We start from the raw sequence: 21,302 nt of genomic DNA, 5'->3' as shown, positions 1-21,302 counted from the left end.
TTCCTTCTTTGTCTTTAAAAATTTTTTACTTTTTTTATAAAAATAAAAGGCTTCCCTCTAATCAATTTATTAGTGGAAACCTTTTATCTACTACTAATAATATCCTACGACAATATAATGTTTATTTTTGAACTATCTTTCTCAGGTATTATCCTTACTCCAAACTCACAATTATCATATGAGGCACCTATTACTTCTTTTACATTATAAATTCCCCTCAGCAATACACTCCAAGGTTTTTTGGCACCATCTACATTCACTTCAATTGAATTTCTTTCTTTTTTAGCAATTACGGTCACTTGATCTTCCCCGTTTATTCCATAAACTACTGTAGATGCCTCTAATCCATCTTCTAACTGGAATATCTCAAAACTTACATTGTCCAAATAATCATAGTCAGATCTACTGTCAATATTTCCTGTCGCAATAATCGTATTTGGTCTAACCATAAGAGGTATGCTCATGTAACCATGTTTCTCTTGAATCCATTGTTGACCATTTATGACTGCGCCATTTAAATAATTAGTCCATTTTCCCTTTGGTAAGTAGTATTTTGCAATTCCTTCTTCGTTAAATATTGGAGCAACCATTAAAGAATCTCCAAACATATACTGTCTATCAATGTACGCACAAGTTGGATCATCTAAAAATTCCACAACCATCGGTCTCATGACAGGCACTCCAGTAATTGATGCTTCATACGCTTTTGAATACAAGTATGGCATCAGTTTGTTTTTCAATCTTGTAAAATGCCTTAGAACATCGACGGCTTCTTCACCATATAACCATGGCACTTTATATGCTGCATTGCCGTGAAGTCTACTGTGAGAAGATAAAAGCCCAAAAGCTGTCCACCGTTTATATATATCTGGTGTAGCTGTACTTTCAAATCCAGCTATGTCATGACTCCAAAAAGCAAATCCCGACATGCTTAATGAAAGACCACCGCGTAAGGTTTCTGCCATTGATTCATATGTGGCATTGCAGTCACCGCCCCAATGAACTGGGAACTGTTGACTACCTACTGTAGCTGACCTTGCAAAAACAATCGCTTTGTCTTTTCCAAGTTTTTTGGCAAGTGTATTATAAACCACTTTATTGTATAAAAATGTATAATAATTGTGCATTTTTTCAGGATCAGAACCATCGTAATAAACAACATCTGTTGGTATTCTTTCGCCAAAGTCCGTCTTAAAACAGTCTACGCCAATGTCAATAAGTTTTTCTAATTTTGACGAAAACCATTGGCACGCATGAGGATTTGTGAAATCAACTATTCCCATTCCAGGCTGCCATAGATCCCATTGCCATACATCCCCATTTGCCTTTTTCAGAAGATAACCCTTTTCTGATGCTTCATCAAAAAGCTTCGACTTTTGGGCTATATATGGATTTATCCAAACAGATATCCTAACACCTCTTTCCTTTAACCTCTTTAACATATTTTCAGGGTCAGGAAAGTATCTTGAGTCCCATTCGAAATCACACCACTGAAATTCCTTCATCCAAAAGCAATCAAAGTGAAATACACTAAGTGGTATGTCCCTCCTTAGCATTTCATCTATAAAAAAGCTAACCGTCTTCTCATCATAATTTGTTAAAAAAGATGTTGTAAGCCACAATCCAAATGACCATGCAGGAGGCAATGATGGCTTCCCTGTTAGAGAAGTATAATTTATAAGTACGTTTTTTATGGTTCCTCCGCCGATTATAAAATATTCCATCTCTTCATCCATCACACTAAATTGTACTTTTGAAACCCTCTCAGAAGCTATCTCGTATGAAACGAGTCCTGTATCATTTACAAAAACACCGTATCCTTTATTTGTTACATAAAGTGGTATATTTTTATATGCTTGTTCACTGCTGGTACCACCATCCCTATTCCATATATCTACCTGTTGACCATTTTTAATAAAAGACGTAAACCTCTCGCCTAAGCCATATACATATTCATCAACACCTAAATCTAATTGCTCCCGCATGTAAGTATCTCCACTTTGCGATGTTATACATGCCATGTTTTTAAAACCTGTACCAGTAATACGCTTATCACCTATGAAAAAATCAATTGACCAATCTCCTTTAGTTTTTATCTTCGCCGTAAGATTTCCGCTTGTAAAAGCAATATAGCCATCATCTTCTTTTATATCTACTTCTACGTCTTCTTTTCTGTTTATTTTAAATTTAGGACTCTTTTTTGTCTTGCCTTTAAAATGATATAATTTAACACTAATTACATTTTCCATCGGCGAACTCATTTCTACAGTCAAAAGAGGACCACCTAATGTATTTCCTCTACTGTTTACATGAAACGTAGGTACATATAAAATTACACTATTACTACTAATCTCATAATCATTTACTTCTACAGCTCCAAAAATGTTGTATTCTTTCTTTACAAGCCAATTTCCATCTGTAAATTTCATTGTCTATCAACCCCTTTATTTTCTCTTTTCTACAATCTTAAATCCATAAGGCGGCAATACAACTTTTCCGCTTAATATGCCATTATCTACTATATCTATATATTCAGTGTCTTTTAGATTTAATGCTTTCTCTTCATCTGTGAAGTTTAACAAGAATATAAATTCTCTATTTCCATCTGTCCGCAATTGAGCAGTAACTCCAACTGGCAAATCAACATCTATCGCTCTTTTTATATCTAAAAGTTCTATTATCTTGCCATAAAAATCATCGACAAAATCATCGTTATTTCTAAATGCTATATAATATGCCTTCCCATTGCCGTAATTATTAACTGTCACAGCAGAATAACCTACATAAAAGTCTTTTTTGTATTTGGCTAAATCTCTTGCTCCTTCAAGATGAATAATTTCGCAAAGCTCCTTTGCTTTATATTCACCTCTAACGCCTAATTCGTTAGCTTCATCGAAAACTACATAATTTTCATCTTTATCGTACAATGCATCTATTTCTTCGCTCCAAATCCCCAATACCTCTTTCAGCGGTCCAGGAAAGCCACCTAAATAGCAAAGATCATTTTCGTTTGCTATGCCGCTTAAATAAGTCGTTACAAAAGTTCCGCCATTTTTTACGAATTGCTTTATCTTTTCAGCTACACCTTCTTTTATCATGTAAAGCATTGGAGCTATCAATAACTTGTATCCATTAAAATCACTTTCCATATCGATTACATCTACCGGAATGCCTTTACTCCAAAATGGTCTATAGTGTGACTGACATGTCAAAAGATAATCCTTTTTTTCTTGCCTTGGGCCTTTTGCATCTTCTATTGCCCAATTATTTTCCCAATCGTAAATTATAGCCACCTCTGGCTTTACAGATGTACCTATAATCGGATCTAACCTTTTTAGTATTTTTCCTACTTCTTTAACATCTTTAAATACTCTTGTATTTTCATGTCCGCAGTGATCTACTACTGCGCCATGAAATTTTTCAAATCCTCCTCTGCTTTTTCTCCATTGAAAATACTGAACAGTATCTGCTCCATGGGCAACTGCCTGTATTGATGATAAAACATGCATTCCTGGTCTTTTTAATTTTGAAACAGGCTGCCAATTTGTAACACTTGGTGTACTTTCCATCAGCATAAAAGGCTGCCCACCTTTAAGTGAGCGATTGATGTCATGAACAAATGCTGTTTTATATGCAACTACCCAATCCTCTTCGTTTCCATGCCAAGTCGGATAGCTGTCCCATGATATGACATCAAGATGTTTTGCAAATTTCCAATAGTTAAGTCCCGGAAAAGTCCCCATAAAATTAGTTGTTATAGGTATATTGGGTGTTAACTCTTTTAAAGGTGCAATCTCATTTTCGAAAAAATCTATCGTCTGATCTGTTACAAATCTCTTGTAATCTAAGTTTAATCCATGTATAGTTGTTTCGCCAATTGGTGATGGCGTTTGTATCTGTGACCAATCTGTAAATGTATGACTCCAAAAGTAGCTCCACCATTCATGATTTAATCTTTTTATATCGTTATTGTATTTTTTCTTAAGCCAAGTTCTGAATGCTTCTTGACATAAATCGCAATGGCAATCATTACCGTATTCATTTGATACATGCCAAGCTACTAATGCTGGGTGGTCTTTATATCTCTCTGCAAGTTTTCTATTGATATTTTTTACTTTTTCTCTGTATATAGGAGACGTAAAGCAATGGTTCTGCCTTCCTCCAAAGAGATGCCTTACTCTATTTGAATCAACCCTCGTTACTTCTGGATACTTCTCAAGAAGCCATGCAGGAGGTGCAGCACTAGGTGTTGCAAGTATGACATATATTCCATTATCATACAACTTGTCCATTATGCGATCCAACCATTCAAATTGATAATTGCCTTCTTCTGGTTCTATGGCTGCCCAAGCAAATATGCCTAAACTTACCACATTCCAATTGGCTAATTTCATCAATCTTATGTCTTCATCTAAAATTTTAGGATAATTTATCCATTGGTCAGGGTTATAATCTCCACCATGAAGAAAGTGTGGATATTTTTCACTTATTGGCTTATATTTCTCCATAAAATTACCTCCAGTAGACTTAAAGTTAAAACATATTTTTGTTATTTTAATTCCAACTCAATTACAGTATCAATTTCATCAGGAAGTCCTGCCCATTGAACATCGAGGAATGCACAATCTTGACCATCTAAATTGTCATGCCAATAATCAGTAACTTTAATTTCCGAAAGATCAGATAGCAATCTGGCCTTGTTCACTTTCCCTTTTAAACCTTTCAATACTATCGGTCCTAAACCTCTTTCAAAAATATGTGCATATAGCTTTTTCCCATTCTTCGTATACCTTCCCCACTCTGGCTTTGGCAGTTCAGATAACCCGCAATTGTATATACTATCGCTATTTTTATTCATCCATTTGCCTATTTGCAAAAGCACTTCTACAGATTCTTCTGGTATTTCCCCTTTAGCATTTGGACCAACATTTAAAAGCAAATTGCCATCTTTACTCACACATTCTACTAAAAGTCTTATAATCTGTTTTGCGGATTTAAAGTTTTTGTCTACTGCACAATACCCCCAATGGTCATTCATTGTTATGCATGCTTCCCATGGCACAGGATTACCCAATTCATCAAAAACACCTTCTGTTGGAATCATCTGCTCGGGTGTTGCGAAATCACCTGCATATATTTCAGGATTTTTTGATTTTAAATTTCCACCTAATCTACTATTTATTAATATTTCTGGTTGATTAGAACGAATCATTTTGACAAGATCTGATGCTCGCCATGCATCTCCTGTTTTATCTTCATAAGAAAAATCAAACCACATAATATCTAACTTACCGTAATTTGTTGCAAGCTCTCTCACCTGGCCATGCATGTAATCTACATACTTAGAAAAATCATACTCCTTGTTTTTAAATAATTCATTTCCTCTCATGGGATGATAAGGATCATTGTATGCAGGATATTCATCATAATGCCAATCAAGCAACGAATAGTATAATCCAACGCGTAAATTTTCCTTTCGAAAGGCATCTACATATTCTTTTATAAAGTCTCTTTTGGCTGGTGTATTTGTTGATTTATAATCAGTCAATTTGCTGTCAAATAAACAAAATCCATCATGATGTTTCGCAGTCATTACAGCATATTTCATTCCTGCATATTTAGCCAATTGAGCCCATTCATGCGGATTATAATTTATTGGATTGAATTCCCTAAAATATATTTCATAGTCTTCATTAGATATTCTTTCTTGACTGCGTACCCATTCACCTCGTGCAGGAATTGCATACAATCCCCAATGTATAAACATACCAAAACGGGCATTTGTAAACCAATCAATAGATTTCGCTTTTTTTGATGTCATAACAAAACCTCCATTTCATTAAACTATTTTATAAGCTTAAATACTTTATTTATTCCTGGAGAAACACGAAATCTTATAACATAATTTTCTTTTTCAATTTCTGACTTTATAATCTTTCCACTTACCAAATCTTTTACAGCCGTGTATCCATTTTTCAATATTAAACAGACTTCATCATACCAAGGTATAAAAGAGTGCAAAATAAAGCAGTCATTATCGTAAAGAAACAATCCTATCTTTGAAACAGAATCTAACATTATGGAACTATTTTTCAAAAATACAGTTCGAATTATATAGAGAATTTTTCTGGGATAATTGTATAAATCTCCATAATCCTCAGGTATAGTAAGTATATATAGATGTCCTTTCCCATAAACTGTTTTTAACAATATAGGAAAGTTATTATCCTGTCCAAAACCTGCAATAAGTTCCCAAATATCATTAGTCTGAAATTCTATTTGTGGTATTTCAATTGATTTTGCCGATTCTTCACAGCCACCGAATGTAATTCCTCCATCATTTGAGTAAGCGTAATTGTTAATACTTGCCTTTCTATTTGTTACTGTAACGTTTGCCAATACATTCTGAAACCCAAGGTTTGTAGCCGTTTCAAGAAAACCAGATGTAACTATAACATCTGCACCATTTTCTAAGCTTTTAGCCACTTTAAATACAATATCTTTATCCATAGCTGCACTTTTTATTAAAAATATTGTTTTGGCAGCTTCGGGATATTTAGGATATGGCTCAAGTGGAATTCCCAACATACCTATATAGTTATGCAAATAGTCTTCCCCATGGCTATGATATGGCAAGTACGTAGCAATACCAGTCGGTTCACCTATATCCCCCAAATAAGAATCCAAATCCATAAAAATTTGGCCATTTAAAGGCACACATAGTGAAAACTCTGGGTCCAATAATGAACCTAAGCTAAACATCATCACCTCTTTTGCTTTTGCAAACAACGTCAAGTAGGCTTGTTCTGCATATGATGTAAGATTGTATGAACACTCAAATGGATCATACCAACCGCCACCATTCCGCTTAGGTGCTACGTTCTCCATATACCGCAAATTAAAATAGCTTAAATACTTTGGCAAATGCTGCTGAGTATACGTAGGATTTCGCGTTTCTGTGCCTGTATAAATTCCATCAAAAACCTTTGGTTCTTCTTCAAGATTATAACCTGTCTCCTGATAATGCTCATACCAATTTGGATATTTTATGATCATCTTGACGTTTGGATTTACCGCTTTAGCCGCACCAACTATTATTTTCTCAGAGATTTCTTTCATCAACTCTAATCTAAAATCTTTCCACGATCTATTTCCTTTTGCTTTGATACATGATGAGCATCTACAATTTGTAAAATAGAAATCATCTAAAATTATTTCATCAAATAGTGAAGCCGTAAATTCCACCACATCTTTTAGAAATTGAACTGTATCAGGATTGGTATAGCATAGTGGATTAAAACCTCCTTCCCCTTTTGGAGCATTGTCAGTCGTAATTCCACCTGCGGTCTCAATTCCTTTTTCTTTAAAAAAGTTTATTAACTTTATGATTTGTTCCTTAGAAATAGTGATGCCTTGTCGATATGTTTCCAAGTAGACTTTTCCTATATTTATATGTTTCTCGATCCATGCAAATTTTTTTGCAAATAGCTCTATATCTGTAATGCTTATTAAATCGCCGACAGGACAGTATATTGCAGCTTTAAAATTGTTATAACTTTTCGTACCAAATTCTTTATCTGGGAAACGGTTGTTTCCTTCAATATTCATGATTGAAAAATACTCCTTTCGTTTAAATTGATTGAAAAATTGGGATCTTACCAAATAAGCGTAAGACCCCAATACTGCTTATTTATTTCTCACTTTGTCATCTAATGACTTACGTATCTGTGCTTCATGCTGTTGATACTTTACACAATCCTCATATCCATGTGCATATGCTTGATTCGTCATATCTTTTACAATGAAGTCAAATTCTGCATCTGATTTTGCATATATTGCTTTCCAAGAACCATTTACAATTATTTGCTTTACTTGGTTCCAGGTAGTAGTTAATTCATTAGACATAGGTGTAGCAGAATAAGTAGTTCCAAGGGAAATTGCCAATTGATTGTTTTTCACCAAATATTGATCCAAGTTAGGAACGCCCATTTTGTCTCTCCAATCCTGTTCAATTGAACTTACGGGCAGCGATTGCTGCGTCTCCCAGAATTTGTAGTTGTAAGTATCGCCATTTTTCGCATCTGGATTTTTCGAATCTATTGCCCAAGTAGTGTTATTTATTTCATCAACACCATCACTGAATTTCCCCGAGTATGGAGCAGGAAGCTCTGTGTTGCCATCACTCATGGCTTTTTCACCTAATTGTGTCAAAATCGGTCTGCCTTCCTTATCGTAATCCCAAGTTATACCTTTAGGTCCATAGTTATTTGTCATTACACCCTCAGGTGTTGATAGCCAATTTATAATAGCCATGCACAATTCAGGATATTGTGTTTTTGCACCAATAGTCCAAACGCGATTTCCTCCATACATATTTAAACCGTAAGCTACATTCTTTTGATCAGAAGCCACTAAAGGCATCATAGCTTTTCCTGCCTTCAGATGATCTGGTGTATTGTATATTGCACTGCTCATAAAGTCAAATATATTAAAGAATGCACCACCTGTTTTATAAGTCTGTGTTACGTCATCAAAAGTTTGTGTCATGGAATTTGGATCAAGTAACCCTTTTTGATATAAAGTATTGTAGAATTTTAGCATCCTCAAGTACTCTCCACCCGGTTTTAGCACATCTTGATACTCTCCTGTATTCACGTTATACAGTCCAAATCCAAATTCATCCCAACCGTATAGAGCTGCCGTTGCTTTTACAAACATAACCATATTTCCATCCCAGTCTTTAAATAAAGAGACTCCATATGTTTTCTTCCCTGTGTCAGATGTTGGCGCTAATTGCTGCATTTTTTCTAAGAGAGGAATAAAATCTTCTAATGTGTTTATCTTTGGATATCCTAACTGCTTATACAGATCCCATCTGATGAATGGACCATAGAATGGAGCTGAATGCTCTGTAGCAGTGCTGCCAACATCATGTCCAAAACCATATACATGTCCAGCGGAAATAGATTTATTCTTTTCTAAAGCCATCTGCATGTGAGCCTTAATATAAGGACCATAATCATCGAGTAAATTGTCTTTGTTCCAATCCAACAATGCACCGGCTTTTACAGCTGTCTGGTAATCTGTGGAGTCATTTCCAAATACCACTATATCGCCAAGATTACCTGATTCTAATCTTGTAGCAAAAACACCATCGCCATCTTTGACAATGTTCAATTTTACGTTGAATTTATCCAAAAGAATTTTTGCAAACCATCCTGTCTGTTCACCCTGAAAATTTGCCAACTGACTATAAACAGTAAGGGTTATAGGATTCTTAGGTCTTATTGACGCTATGTCGCCTTCTTTTGCATTGGCTGAAACAGTATTTGAATTATTTGTTTTGGTTTGAGTGACTTTAGGTGCGCAACCGGCCAGTGTAAATAATATCATGGCACTTGTTACTAAGACGGCTATAATTTTCTTCATCTTCACATTAAAACCTCCTTAATTTATAATTTTTTATAAAAATTAATATTTATTGAAAATATTAATTTTTTTAGCTTAATCCTTAATGACCTTTTCTGTCTCATCCTTTAACAGCACCAATCATAATTCCTTTCTCAAAATATCGTTGCATAAATGGATACACCAGTAAAATTGGAATAAGAGTTACCATTGCAACTGTCATTCTCATCGTCCTCATATTCATAACCGAATTTATGACGTTTTGAGAAACCGATCCTCCTGAATTCATCAAAGTCGCTAAATCTGACGTACTTGTCAAATATATATACAACCTATACTGCAATGTGTATAAGGATGGATTTCCAGACATTAATATCATAGAATCAGTAAAGCTATTCCAGTTACCAACAGCACCAAATATAGCAATTGTAGCTAAAATAGGTTTAGATAGCGGCAAAATAATTTTCCAAAATATAGTGAAGTATCCCGCCCCATCTATTTCAGCACTTTCTTCAAGATCTGGTGGTATTGACTCAATATACGTTTTTACTAATATAATGTTAAACGGCGACACTATTCCAGGAATTATATAGCCCCAAAAATTATTAGTTAAACCTAACATAGACATATTTAAATACCAAGGAATTAATCCGGCATTAAAATACATGGTAATTACTATAAAGCGATAAATAAATCTACGACCATACATTTTTTGTTTTGTCACTAAATATCCAACAAAAGCCGATGCCAATACCATCAATGCTGTTCCAATGATAGTCCTGGCTACAGATACAAATGTTGCAGTTGCAAGATCATGTACTTGTAACAAAGCTAAATAATTATCAAAATGAATTCCTTTAGGATACCATAATATCTGTCCTGAACTTACTAAATTATTATCACTTATAGTGTTTATGAAAAGATAATAAAATGGAAATAAACAAATTAGACTAAACAATATGAAGAACGCATGATTAAAGAAATCAAAAATTATATCACCTAGACCTCTATCACTTCTGACCTTAAATATCTTAAATTTTTTTGATGGCAAATTAGTCTTATTTACACTATCTGCATTCATTATTAATCCCCCTAAATTATACTTTCACCACGTAGCAATTTGGAAAACCAATTTGCAGCCATTAATAACGTAATACTGATTACAGATTTCAACATGCCAACGACCGTTGCCAACGGTATATTTCCAGTTCCACCACTGCCAAGCCCCAATAAATACACGTATAAATCTAACACTTCAATTGAATTTTGATTTGCTGCATTCCTGAATACATAATATTGGTCCATTCCATTTGAAAGAATGCCTGCAATACTCAAAAGAAGCAACACATAAAATGTTGGCATAAGACCCGGTATAGTAATATGCCATATCTTCTTAAATCGTCCTGCACCATCCACAGTAGCCGCTTCATAAAGTTGCTGATCTATACCTGAGATTGCTGCTATGTATATAATTGCACTCCATCCAAGGCCTTTCCATGTCCCCCATAACCACATTTTAAGCCAAATATGACTTCCACTCATTAGAAAATTAGTAGCTGTTTTTTCTAACCCTAAATTTATCAAAACCGTGTTGACGAATCCTTCCGTAGAAAACATAGCAAAAGCCAAACTGTACACCAGAACCCAACTGATAAAATTCGGTATCGTTGTAACAACCTGAATTGATTTTCTCAATTTTAATGATCTGATTTCTGTAAGGCAAATTGCAAAAGCCATTGGTAAGAATGACGTTGCGATGCCAATTCCACTCATCGCAAGAGTATTTGTCATAACCCTTATGATATCAGCTCTACTAGCTGCATTTTTAAACAAAAATTCAAACCATTTAAGCCCAACAAAGTTATTCCAGCTTAGTCCAAGTCCTGGAGTATAATCAAAGAACGCATAACGCCATCCCCAAAGAGGCAAATAAGAGAACAAAAAGCAAAGGATTACAAACGGAAGCGCCATTAAAAACAGTTTATATTTTGCTTCCATTTCATATTTATCGTTTTCCGACGGCCTAGGTAGCAATTTTATATTGACAAACCCTAATACGGCACAAACGATTAAAAAAATATCAAAAATCAAATATGAATATGATATCATAGGTTGAACTGCGTTAAGGTTAGTACTTCCACAAAGAGCATAGTACGCCGGAAACAAAAGAAGCAAGGAAATTATAGCTGCTCCACACCCTATAATGATAATTTTTATACCTAATCTTTGCAATTTCAACTTACCCAGCGTCATGCAACAACCTGCCACAATCGCCGCAACACTAAGAAAGGTTAGAAGAGAAGAAATATATATATTTAGCACCGTACCACTATTAACCCAGCCTCTGTTTATTGCTCTTGTAAATCCTTCTACAAGCGAACTATAAGACACTGCCATAGTAAATAAAGCAGAATTCTTATCAATCAAACCACTGACCATCGCTGGGTTCAATGCAGGAATAAATGTTGATATCAAAATCAGAATCGCACATCCACGTAGCAAAAACATCCAAGTGTTGATTTTGTTAAGCTGATTTTTTGATACCACTAAAATGCTATTTGTTCCAGGCATTATATTCACCACCTATAGTTTAATTTAATTTATTTTTTTGACAGAACCATTAATAACGAGATCAGACACTACAACTATTTCTTTAGGATTAGCTTCTTTATCCTTTATTCTCTCTAAAATCATTTGTCCGGCTTTTTTCCCCATTAACAAAGCATTTTGTTTAATACAAGTAAGTTTTGGTTCTATCAGCTTCTGATTTTCAATTTCTTCAAAAGTCACAAGTGAAACATCATCAGGAATTTTTAAATGATTCTCTTTTAACACTAGCATCGTACCCTCTGCCATCCTATTATTAGCTGCAAAAATAGCTGATGGTACAATCTTTTTATCCACAATCAACTTTTTTACTTCTTCATATGCTTTTTCCCAAGAATAATACCCATTGAGGATAAAATCATCTTTAATCTCAATATTGTGATCCATCATTGCAGCTTTAAACCCTTCATACCTTTCTATACCAGTGCTAACATTTAAATTGCCATTTACAATGCAAATATCCTTATGTCCCATTTCTATTAAATATTTAGTCAATGTATAAGCACTTCCAAAATCATCACTTGCAATAACGTCCACATTGCTGTTTTTAATCTTTCTATCTATCAATACAACAGGAATATTCTCCTTAATTAGATCATCAACATATTTATTATCCGTATTCGAAGATGCCAAAATTATTGCATCAACACGTTTTTGTGACAATCTTTTAAGAACATTTAACTCTCTCTCAAAATTTTCATCTGTGTATGATAGAATTAAACTGTATTCTTCTTTACTGACAACACTATCGATCCCTTTTATTATTTCCATAAAAAACGAATTAGAAATGTCAGGGAGAACTACACCAATTAAATGAGTAATATTGCTCTTTAAACTTCTGGCTATACTATTAGGTTTGAAATTTAACTCATTCATTGCTTTTAAAACTTTTTCCTTAGTCTCTTTGCTGACAGGATAATTATCGTTTAGAACTCTTGAGACAGTTGCTATCGATACTTGTGCATACTTTGCAACATCTTTTATCGTTACATTTTCCAAATCAAATACCTCCATAGTAATCAATTTCTATACTATAATATTTATTCTACAAAAATTTAAAAATTCCTGCTTTGTTATAAAAAAATTTTTATTTCAAAAATATCCGTAAAATCACAGATTGATTGTATTGACACTTCTATATTAATTTTTTAAACATCCAAAAAAATAATTTTATAGATAACAATTTCTATAATAAATAAAAAAATCCCTCATAAAGAGGGAAAATTTTACTCGCTAAATCCATTGTTTTTTGCTAGTTCTTTGAACCAATATCCACTTTTCTTTATTGTCCTTTTTTGTGTAGCTAAATCCACAGAAACAAGTCCATAGCGGTTTTTATACGCATTTAAGAATGACCAGTTGTCCATGAAAGACCACAGGTGGTATCCTTTTACGTTGCATCCTTCTTCTATCGCCTTATGAAGCCATTTTAAATGACCTTTGATAAAGTCTATTCTATAGTCATCTTGGATTATACCGTCTTTTATGAAGCGTTCTTCTCCTTCTACACCCATGCCATTTTCGGAGATATATGACTCTATGTTTCCGTAGTTGTCCCTCACATTTATGAGTAGGTCATATATACCTTTTTCGTATATCTCCCATCCTCTATACGGATTCATCCTTCTTCCCGGCATGATGTATTCATCGAAGAACCAGTCAGGCGTAAATACGCCGTATGGATTAGGCATGTTTTCTTTTGCTTTTACTCTTCTTGGCTGATAGTAATTTACTCCAAGATAGTCAACTGTATTATTTTTTATAAGTTCAAGATCATCCTCTGTATATACCGGCAAGTGGTTGTAGCTCTTTAAAAGTTCAACAAGTTTCTCTGGATATTCTCCTTTGACACATGGATCTAAAAAGCTTCTATTGAATAACAGATCAGCTATCTCAGCCGCTTTTAAATCAGCAGGATGGTTGCTTCTAGGGTATGAAGGAGTAAGATTCAGCACAATACCTATTTTGCCGTCTTTAATCTCTAACTTTTTAAACTCGTTAATTGCCATTGCGCTTGCCAAAACTGTATTGAAACATACCTGTATAGCTCTCTTAAAATCTACTATGTCTGGATAATGAAAGTTATAGAGGTAGCCGCCTTCTGCCGGAACTATCGGTTCATTGAAAGTAATCCACCTTTTTACTCTATCTCCAAAAAGCTCAAAACACGTTTTTGCATAGTTTTTATAATTCTCCAAGACTTGACGGTTTTCAAAGCCTCCTATATGCTGCATTTCTATAGGCATGTCAAAGTGGAACAGGTTTACTATCGGCATGATTCCATTTTCTAAAAGCTCATTTATGACGTTATTGTAGAATTCTACTGCCTTTTTATTGATTTCGCCTACTCCTCCAGGAATCAGTCTTGACCATGATATAGAGAATCTAAATGAATTGTGTCCTATTTCTTTCATCAATTTTATGTCATCTTTATATCTGTGGTAAAAATCAGACGTCACATCAGGCCCTACACCGTTGAAAAAGCGGTTTGGAACTTGCTTATACCAGTAATCCCATACATTCATTCCTTTCCCGTCTTCGCTTGCAGCACCTTCTATTTGTGTTGCAGATGTGGCAGAACCCCACCAAAAACCTTCTGGAAATTTATACTCTTTTGCCATTTTTTCTTCCTCCTTTTGCTTTGTTAAATACATAATTTGCAATTAATTTTTCTCCACTTATTGATATTAAAAAGTACCCAATTGATAATACAATTACAAGAGGGCCAAAAAATTCTTCTAATATTATACATATTGTTAAAGCGTGAGCTGCGTAGACTATCAAATCATAAAAGCCTAAATCTTTTGGTTTTTTTAATGTAGCGACAATGTAAAAAATAATTGAAAGAACAATTGATGATGCTATCAAGCCAATATAGAGAAATAAAAGTGATGAAACGATATTTTTAAATGATAGTTGTGAATAATAATCTAAAAATACAGGGAAATTGCCTGTAAATAATGACAATATTAGTTTAACAAGTGTTAAATAGAGTACACCTAAAATTGTCAAGATAAAATCAAATCTGAGAAGTTTTACTATAGATTCGCCTTTTAACTTATGATAATGCTGTGGCATGAATATGCTTATTTTAAACTCTTCTATGATACCCATAAATTTTATCTCCTTGATTTTATTTAAAAAGATTTTAATACAATTAGACGATTACGTATTGTAACCGTCTAATTGCTATTACTTTTTAGACTTTTTGGCTTTCAACAGCCATTGCTTGCTCTTGTTCAAGGTACTGTCTGTCAACAATTCTTAAGAATGGCAAGTATATGAAGAATGAAATCACTAATTCAATAAGTTGCCATATAGCACCGCTTATACCTGATACTAAAAGCCCTCCTATTACAGGCGGTGTTGTCCATGGTATGATTACACCTGACGGACGTGCAACCAATCCTAGTATCATGACGATGTATGTCAAGATCGTTAAAACTAGAGGTGTCAATATAAACGGTATAATCATTATGGGGTTCAAAACAATTGGCATTCCAAATATTACAGGTTCATTGATGTTGAATATGCCAGGTGCTATTGCAAGTTTGCCAACACTTTTAACCTGTTTTGATTTAGAGAAGAAAAGCATGCCAAGGACAAGTCCCAATGTGCTTCCTGATCCACCTAGCAACATGTACATGTCGTGGAATTGCTGTGTTATAATATGAGGTAATGCATGTCCAGCTTGGAATGCCTGTAAGTTCTCGGCTGCAAGCGCAAGCCATATAGGACCCATGACAGATCCAACAAGATTAGCACCGTGTATACCAAATGACCAAAAGAATTGCTCAAGGAAGCTAGCTAATAACGTAGCTGGAAGCGTATCACCAAGTCTTGTTAGCGGTGTTTGCAGCACAGTGTATATAAATTGATGAATTGTTCCATAGGGTGTCCAAGTGAATATCAACCTTATTATGTCAACAATAACCGCCACAATAGCAGCAGGTATCAACGCAGAGAAAGCCTTTTCAACCGCAGGTGGAACACCCTTAGGCATTTTTATTACCCAGCCTTTTTTCACAACAAATCTTACAATTTCTACAGTTAAAATAGCTGTCAACATACCTACAAATAAGCCTTTAGAGCCCATCCAGTCAACTGGTATGCCACCACTTACTTCAATTGCTTTTTTAGCTCCTTCAGGTGTATAATTAACTATATAAGGAGTAAATATCAAAAACGCAGCAAGTGCAGCTGCAGCCGTGCTTAACCCATCAATTTTGTAGTGGCCTGCGAGGCTATATGCAATGCCAAATACTACAAATATACTCATTACTGACATTGTAGCCTCAAAGGGCCTCATAAAGAATGTATTCCAGTTTGGTCCAAAAGCCTTCGCCATAAAATCAGAATAACCTGGAATAGGCAAGTTTGCAAGTAGTAAGAAAACAGCACCTATTGTTATAAGTGGAACAGCAAGCATGAATCCATCACGAATTGATGCTAAATATCTATTTTCAGCAATTTTACCTGCTATAGGCATCAATTTCTCTTCAAGCGAATCTGTAAACTTACTCATCTTAATTAACACTCCTTATCGTATTTAAAATTATTATCCAAAATGAAACCTATTTTTTAGCCATGCTTAAAGCTTGGTCTAACACTTTTTCTCCATCCATCATGCCGTAGACAACTGGATTTATCACATCTACAGGCACACCTTTTTCACTGCAGATTTTCTTTGCTTTTGGAAGAATAAATTTTACTTGAGGTCCTAAGAGGACAACATCTGCCTCTTCCACGTATTTTTCCATTTGTGCTTCAGGGTATGCATCAACAGCTACCTCTATGCCTCTTGCTTTTGCTGCTTCTTCAATTCTGTTAATAAGCATACTTGTTGATGAACCTGAAGAACAAAACAACATAATTTTTAACATTGACTTTTTCCCTCCTTTCAAAAATTTTATAATGCGAAACATATTAATATTTCGCAATTTTATTTTCAAAGGACTTTCCTCCAAATCCATAACATACATATATTTACATTATCAAAGCATGTAACAAATGGAGGAATCCTATGAAATCAATTAAAATTTTATCACCTAATCTTGTGGAAAATACCCTTCATCTTCTGATGTCCCGATAGGCTGTCTTTGTGCTAATTTAACAGCAAATTTTGATATTTTCTTCAAAGATTCATTAAGTCCATAACCACCTTTATTAGGAGTCTCTATAATGTATATCTTTTTTCTAAATAATTCTGTACCTGTGTTGTCTTTCGACATGGCTGCAAATGCAGGAATATTTAATTTCTCTATAACGGCTTCTGTCAAATATCCACAACAATCACCATATCTTTTGTAGTTTAATGCAGGACCACATATGACAACATCTGGATTAAACGCCTTTATCATGCTTAATAATTTTTCAATAGCTTCATCCTTATTTTCAAGAAAATAGTTATCACCACATATTACGGTGCCAATTATGTCACCGCCGTTTCTCATCATGGTGTTTTTTAAAAGCATTCCCAATCCTATAGCACCAAACTGGGATTGAGGCTCCATATTCATTTTTTCATCTGTTCCGTACCCTGCTTGAACTTGATTTAAAAATTGTACCGCTTTAATCATTTTTTCCTCCTATTTATTTTGTTTATTTTTTATTTCGTTATTTAGTTGTGCAAGAATGCAGTACAGGCTCCAGCATCTTTCTCAATTCAATTATCTCTAATATCAAGTTCTTTTCCGAAATAGCAGTCATAAGGTGATCCTGGGAATGTACAAAAAGTATTGAAAACTCAAGTTTTTCCCCTGATGCTTCTTTTTGCAACATGCTGGTCTGAACATTATGCGCTTTTTCAATGGCGTCATTAGCTTGAGCGATTAACTTGTCAGCTTCTTCAAATTCGCCGTCATACGCCTTTCTAAGCGCTTCATGTGCATATGCCCTTGCCTCACCAGATTGTATAATGATTTCCATAACTATTTGCTGCATATCCATATTATTTTCCTCCTTGAATTGATTTTATCTGTTTTGGGGTTCACCTAATAATATATGCAAAAACTATGCCAAAACACTAAAACATATAAAAACACCGCATTTTTCATATAAAAAACATATTAAAATAATTAGTGTTTTTTAGTGTTTCATTTAATCTCGGTAATGTTTTACTATTTTTTTCTTAGTGTTTTAATGTTTTAATAGTGTTTAATCCAGTAAATCACTATTGAAAAACTTATTGCGAAATATATAATAAGATATAGGTAGAGAAAGTTATTTGTGGTAAAGGGGAGCTTTAAATTGAAAAGAAAAGACTTGATTTTAAAAAAGTTGATAGAGCTAAATAGAGGAAACGGCGTAGACGCCATGACATTGGCAAATGAGCTAAATATGTCGCGAGCAAACGTTAGTCATGAGCTAAATCTTTTGTGCAAAGAAGGAAAAGTCGTAAAGTCAGAGGGCAGACCGGTATTGTTTTCTCCTGCATTTGAAAGCGCCAGCACTAATTCAAGCGACAGTAAATTGTATGAACTGGATATGCTTATTAAAAATAATATAAGCTTAAAACAAGCTGGTGAACAGGCAAAAGCTGCTATTTTATACCCTCCCAAGGGAATCCACTGTTTAATATTAGGTGAAACAGGAGTAGGAAAATCTACTTTTGCGCGAATAATGCACAAGTATGCCATAGATATGGGTGTAAAAAAGCCTGACGCCCCATTTATAGCGTTTAACTGCGCAGATTACAGCAACAATCCTCAGCTTTTGACGGCGCAGTTATTTGGGGTTAAAAAAGGCGCTTACACAGGCGCTGATACAGATAAAGAAGGGTTAATCGAGAAGGCAAATGGAGGAATCTTATTCCTTGATGAAGTCCATCGCTTGCCGCCTGAAGGGCAGGAAATCTTATTCACTTTCCTCGATACTGGGTATTTTAGAAGAGTCGGAGATGTGGAAAACAGGACATCTGACGTATTGATCATATCGGCTACGACTGAGGATCCTTCTTCGTCCCTTTTAAATACATTTACAAGAAGAATACCGATGATAATTAAAATACCGCCACTTAGAGAAAGGACTTTAGAAGAAAGGTTTTACCTTCTAAAGAGGTTCTTTAAACACGAAAGCATAAAGCTAAACAGAGATATATTTGTGTCGCTTAATTCAATGAGGGCGTTTTGTTCCTATGACTGTCCAAACAATATCGGCCAATTAGAAAGCGATGTCAAGCTTATATGTGCAAAGGTCTATTCGGAATTTTTGACAAACAAGAAAAATGACATAAGAATTCGCAGTAGAGACTTGCCTGATTATATAAAGAAGGGATTATACACAGATAAACAGCATAGAATGCTGTGGAATGAAGTCATAGGTGATGATATAGAGTTCTTTAAGTTTTCTCCTACAAATGAAATAGAGGAGATTCCAACTGCCTCTAATGATAACAGCATTTACGAGATAATAAATGATAGGCTAAGGCAGCTTAAAGCAAAAGGTATATCTGATATAGACATTGAATCAATTTTGGAAAAAGACATAGCAAAGTACTTCCACAAGCAGATATATGGTATAACTGAGGAGAAAAACAAGCAAAACTTGATTCACATCTTAGGAGAAGACATAATAAGCATTACAGATAGGATTGCAGAACTGGCATCCGAACTACTGGGAAAAGATCTCAGTCAAAACAGCTATACTGCACTTGCTTTGCACTTAAACACGCTTATTGAAAGGGTCAATAAAAATAAGCCTATTGTAAATCCTCAACTATCAAAAATAAAGCAATTATACCCAAGGGAATTTGAAGTTGCTATTGAAGCCAAAAAAATCATAGAGAGATATTTGAATGTTTCGATTCCAGAAGATGAAGCTGGATTTATCGCAATATTTCTCATGTCCGATAAGGAATACATCAATAAGCAAAGCGAGAAAGTCAAGGTGATAATAATTGCCCATGGCAATTCTACTGCTACATCCATGGCAGATGTGGCCAATAAATTGTTGGGTGAAAATTATGCAATAGGCTTAGACGCCCATCTTGACAAAAGTCCTCTTGAAGTATTAGAAAGTTTGAAAGACTACGTGAGGAATGATATGAATCAGGCAGGATACCTTCTCTTAGTAGACATGGGCTCCCTTACAACATTTGGCGAAACGATTGAAAAAGAGTTTGATGTGCCAGTAAAAGTTATACCGCTTATTTCCACTCTCCACGTCATCGAAGCTACCAGAAAAGCGCTGTTAGGCATGCCTCTTAACAATATTTACATGAGCGTACAGTCGATAAATTCGTACATGGAGAACAACATGGATTTTGCTCCACTGATAAGCGACAAAAAGAAAATCGCAATTATAACAGCATGTCTCACTGGGGAAGGTGCCTCTGTTGCAATCAAAAGTTTCTTAAAAAACAACTTAAAGTACGACAAAGATTTATTTGAGATAATACCAATTGACAGCCTTGATAAACACATGACAATGAAGAAAATAAATGAAATCCAGGAAAACATGGAAATAGCTTTTATCGTATCGTCTTTTCCATTGGATACTAATATTAAACAGTACAGCATGAATGACGTCTTAAGCTTAAAAGTCATGAAAGAATTGCAGGAAATAGTAGATATTAAAACGACGCTTATCAAGATGGGCAATGTCTTACAAGAAAATATCGACAATATAGACGGCGAAGAGCTGTACAACGATATACAAAATACCATCATGAACCTGTGCAATACTCTTTCAGTTTGCTTTGATGACGACATGCTGCTTGGCATTATACTTCACTTTGCTTTTATGGTAAGCAGAATCAAAAAAGGAGAAAAAAGCATAGAATTTCTTGGTAAAGAAGAATATATTAAAAACAATAAATCTTTGTACAATGCAGTCAAGCAATCACTAAACTACTTAAATAGGAAGTATTCAATTAAAATTCCTGATGATGAAATATGCTATGTAATGAGATTTTTCCAGGAAAGAGATACATTATTTAACGTAATATAAAGTTTTCCCCTATGTTTTAAGCATAGGGGCTTAGGCCCTAATCATCAATACCCCTTATTTCCTTTACAAGCTCAGAGATATTATCTTCTGTATATCCATATCTTTCCAAAACTTGTTTAGTTTCCTTTGTTGTTTCAAACATATCTTTAACAATCTTTAACCTTTTTTGTATTAGGTAATCAACAAAATCTAAAACTTCCTTTTGTTCATCTTTAGGCATCACCTTTACCTTTTCGTATATTATGTCATCCAGCCTTTCATTAATTGCTTTTGACATTTCTACCACCACCATTTTTAGTATTCTTTTCTTTAATTATAGCACTTTTCTGGAACAAAAA

Annotated in this window: 16 protein-coding genes; 1 reads left to right on the top strand and 15 read right to left on the bottom strand. The window is 34.6% G+C overall.

Annotated features, from left to right (window positions below):
* Positions 1–104: 104 nt before the first annotated feature.
* The 14 genes from yicI to J2Z80_RS02605 form a co-directional block, all read right to left on the bottom strand.
* Positions 105–2,429 carry an alpha-xylosidase gene (gene yicI / locus J2Z80_RS02670; protein WP_209453014.1) on the bottom strand — a complete coding sequence of 775 codons (2,325 nt, stop codon included), beginning with the start codon at positions 2,427–2,429 and terminating at the stop codon, positions 105–107.
* A 15-nt stretch (positions 2,430–2,444) separates the two neighbouring features.
* On the bottom strand, positions 2,445–4,508 hold the full coding sequence (locus J2Z80_RS02665; protein ID WP_209453013.1) for a beta-galactosidase: 2,064 nt from the start codon (positions 4,506–4,508) through the stop codon (positions 2,445–2,447).
* A 41-nt stretch (positions 4,509–4,549) separates the two neighbouring features.
* Positions 4,550–5,821, bottom strand: a complete 1,272-nt coding sequence (locus J2Z80_RS02660; protein ID WP_209453012.1) for an alpha-L-fucosidase — start codon at positions 5,819–5,821, stop codon at positions 4,550–4,552.
* A gap of 23 nt (positions 5,822–5,844) precedes the next feature.
* Positions 5,845–7,608 carry a permease gene (locus tag J2Z80_RS02655; protein ID WP_209453011.1) on the bottom strand — a complete coding sequence of 588 codons (1,764 nt, stop codon included), beginning with the start codon at positions 7,606–7,608 and terminating at the stop codon, positions 5,845–5,847.
* Between the two features lie 78 nt (positions 7,609–7,686).
* A complete protein-coding gene (locus J2Z80_RS02650) occupies positions 7,687–9,435 on the bottom strand; it encodes a type 2 periplasmic-binding domain-containing protein (RefSeq protein WP_209453010.1) in 1,749 nt (582 codons plus the stop codon).
* A 94-nt stretch (positions 9,436–9,529) separates the two neighbouring features.
* A complete protein-coding gene (locus J2Z80_RS02645; protein WP_209453009.1) occupies positions 9,530–10,489 on the bottom strand; it encodes a carbohydrate ABC transporter permease in 960 nt (319 codons plus the stop codon).
* A gap of 11 nt (positions 10,490–10,500) precedes the next feature.
* Positions 10,501–11,979, bottom strand: coding sequence for an ABC transporter permease (locus tag J2Z80_RS02640; protein WP_209453008.1), 1,479 nt, complete (start codon positions 11,977–11,979; stop codon positions 10,501–10,503).
* A gap of 24 nt (positions 11,980–12,003) precedes the next feature.
* Positions 12,004–13,014: a LacI family DNA-binding transcriptional regulator gene (locus J2Z80_RS02635; protein WP_209453007.1), complete on the bottom strand. Its 1,011-nt coding sequence runs from the start codon at positions 13,012–13,014 to the stop codon at positions 12,004–12,006.
* A 227-nt stretch (positions 13,015–13,241) separates the two neighbouring features.
* Complete coding sequence (locus J2Z80_RS02630; RefSeq protein ID WP_209453006.1) at positions 13,242–14,636, bottom strand: glycoside hydrolase family 1 protein; 1,395 nt, start codon at positions 14,634–14,636, stop codon at positions 13,242–13,244.
* The gene (locus J2Z80_RS02625; RefSeq protein ID WP_209453005.1) at positions 14,620–15,129 is read right to left on the bottom strand and encodes a hypothetical protein; all 510 of its coding nucleotides are present in this window, start codon (positions 15,127–15,129) and stop codon (positions 14,620–14,622) included. The genes J2Z80_RS02630 and J2Z80_RS02625 overlap by 17 nt, the downstream gene beginning before the upstream one ends.
* Before the next feature lie 85 nt (positions 15,130–15,214).
* A complete protein-coding gene (gene celB, locus J2Z80_RS02620) occupies positions 15,215–16,540 on the bottom strand; it encodes a PTS cellobiose transporter subunit IIC (protein ID WP_209453004.1) in 1,326 nt (441 codons plus the stop codon).
* Positions 16,541–16,589: 49 nt separating this feature from the next.
* Positions 16,590–16,898, bottom strand: a complete 309-nt coding sequence (locus J2Z80_RS02615) for a PTS sugar transporter subunit IIB (protein ID WP_209453003.1) — start codon at positions 16,896–16,898, stop codon at positions 16,590–16,592.
* Positions 16,899–17,063: 165 nt separating this feature from the next.
* Positions 17,064–17,594: a glycine/betaine/sarcosine/D-proline family reductase selenoprotein B gene (locus tag J2Z80_RS02610; protein WP_209453002.1), complete on the bottom strand. Its 531-nt coding sequence runs from the start codon at positions 17,592–17,594 to the stop codon at positions 17,064–17,066.
* A gap of 37 nt (positions 17,595–17,631) precedes the next feature.
* Entirely contained in the window at positions 17,632–17,964 is a 333-nt protein-coding gene (locus J2Z80_RS02605; protein WP_209453001.1) for a PTS lactose/cellobiose transporter subunit IIA, read from the bottom strand.
* A 300-nt stretch (positions 17,965–18,264) separates the two neighbouring features.
* Between J2Z80_RS02605 and J2Z80_RS02600 the strand changes: the two genes are divergently transcribed.
* The gene (locus J2Z80_RS02600; RefSeq protein ID WP_245301107.1) at positions 18,265–20,964 is read left to right on the top strand and encodes a sigma-54-dependent transcriptional regulator; all 2,700 of its coding nucleotides are present in this window, start codon (positions 18,265–18,267) and stop codon (positions 20,962–20,964) included.
* A 37-nt stretch (positions 20,965–21,001) separates the two neighbouring features.
* Here the strand turns inward: J2Z80_RS02600 and J2Z80_RS02595 are convergent, their stop codons facing one another.
* Positions 21,002–21,256: a DUF2281 domain-containing protein gene (locus tag J2Z80_RS02595; protein WP_209452999.1), complete on the bottom strand. Its 255-nt coding sequence runs from the start codon at positions 21,254–21,256 to the stop codon at positions 21,002–21,004.
* Between the last annotated feature and the right edge of the window lie 46 nt (positions 21,257–21,302).

This window comes from Thermoanaerobacterium butyriciformans (assembly GCF_017874545.1).
In the GTDB taxonomy this organism is placed as follows: domain Bacteria; phylum Bacillota; class Thermoanaerobacteria; order Thermoanaerobacterales; family Thermoanaerobacteraceae; genus Thermoanaerobacterium; species Thermoanaerobacterium butyriciformans.
This window is presented reverse-complemented; position numbering and strand designations above follow the sequence as displayed.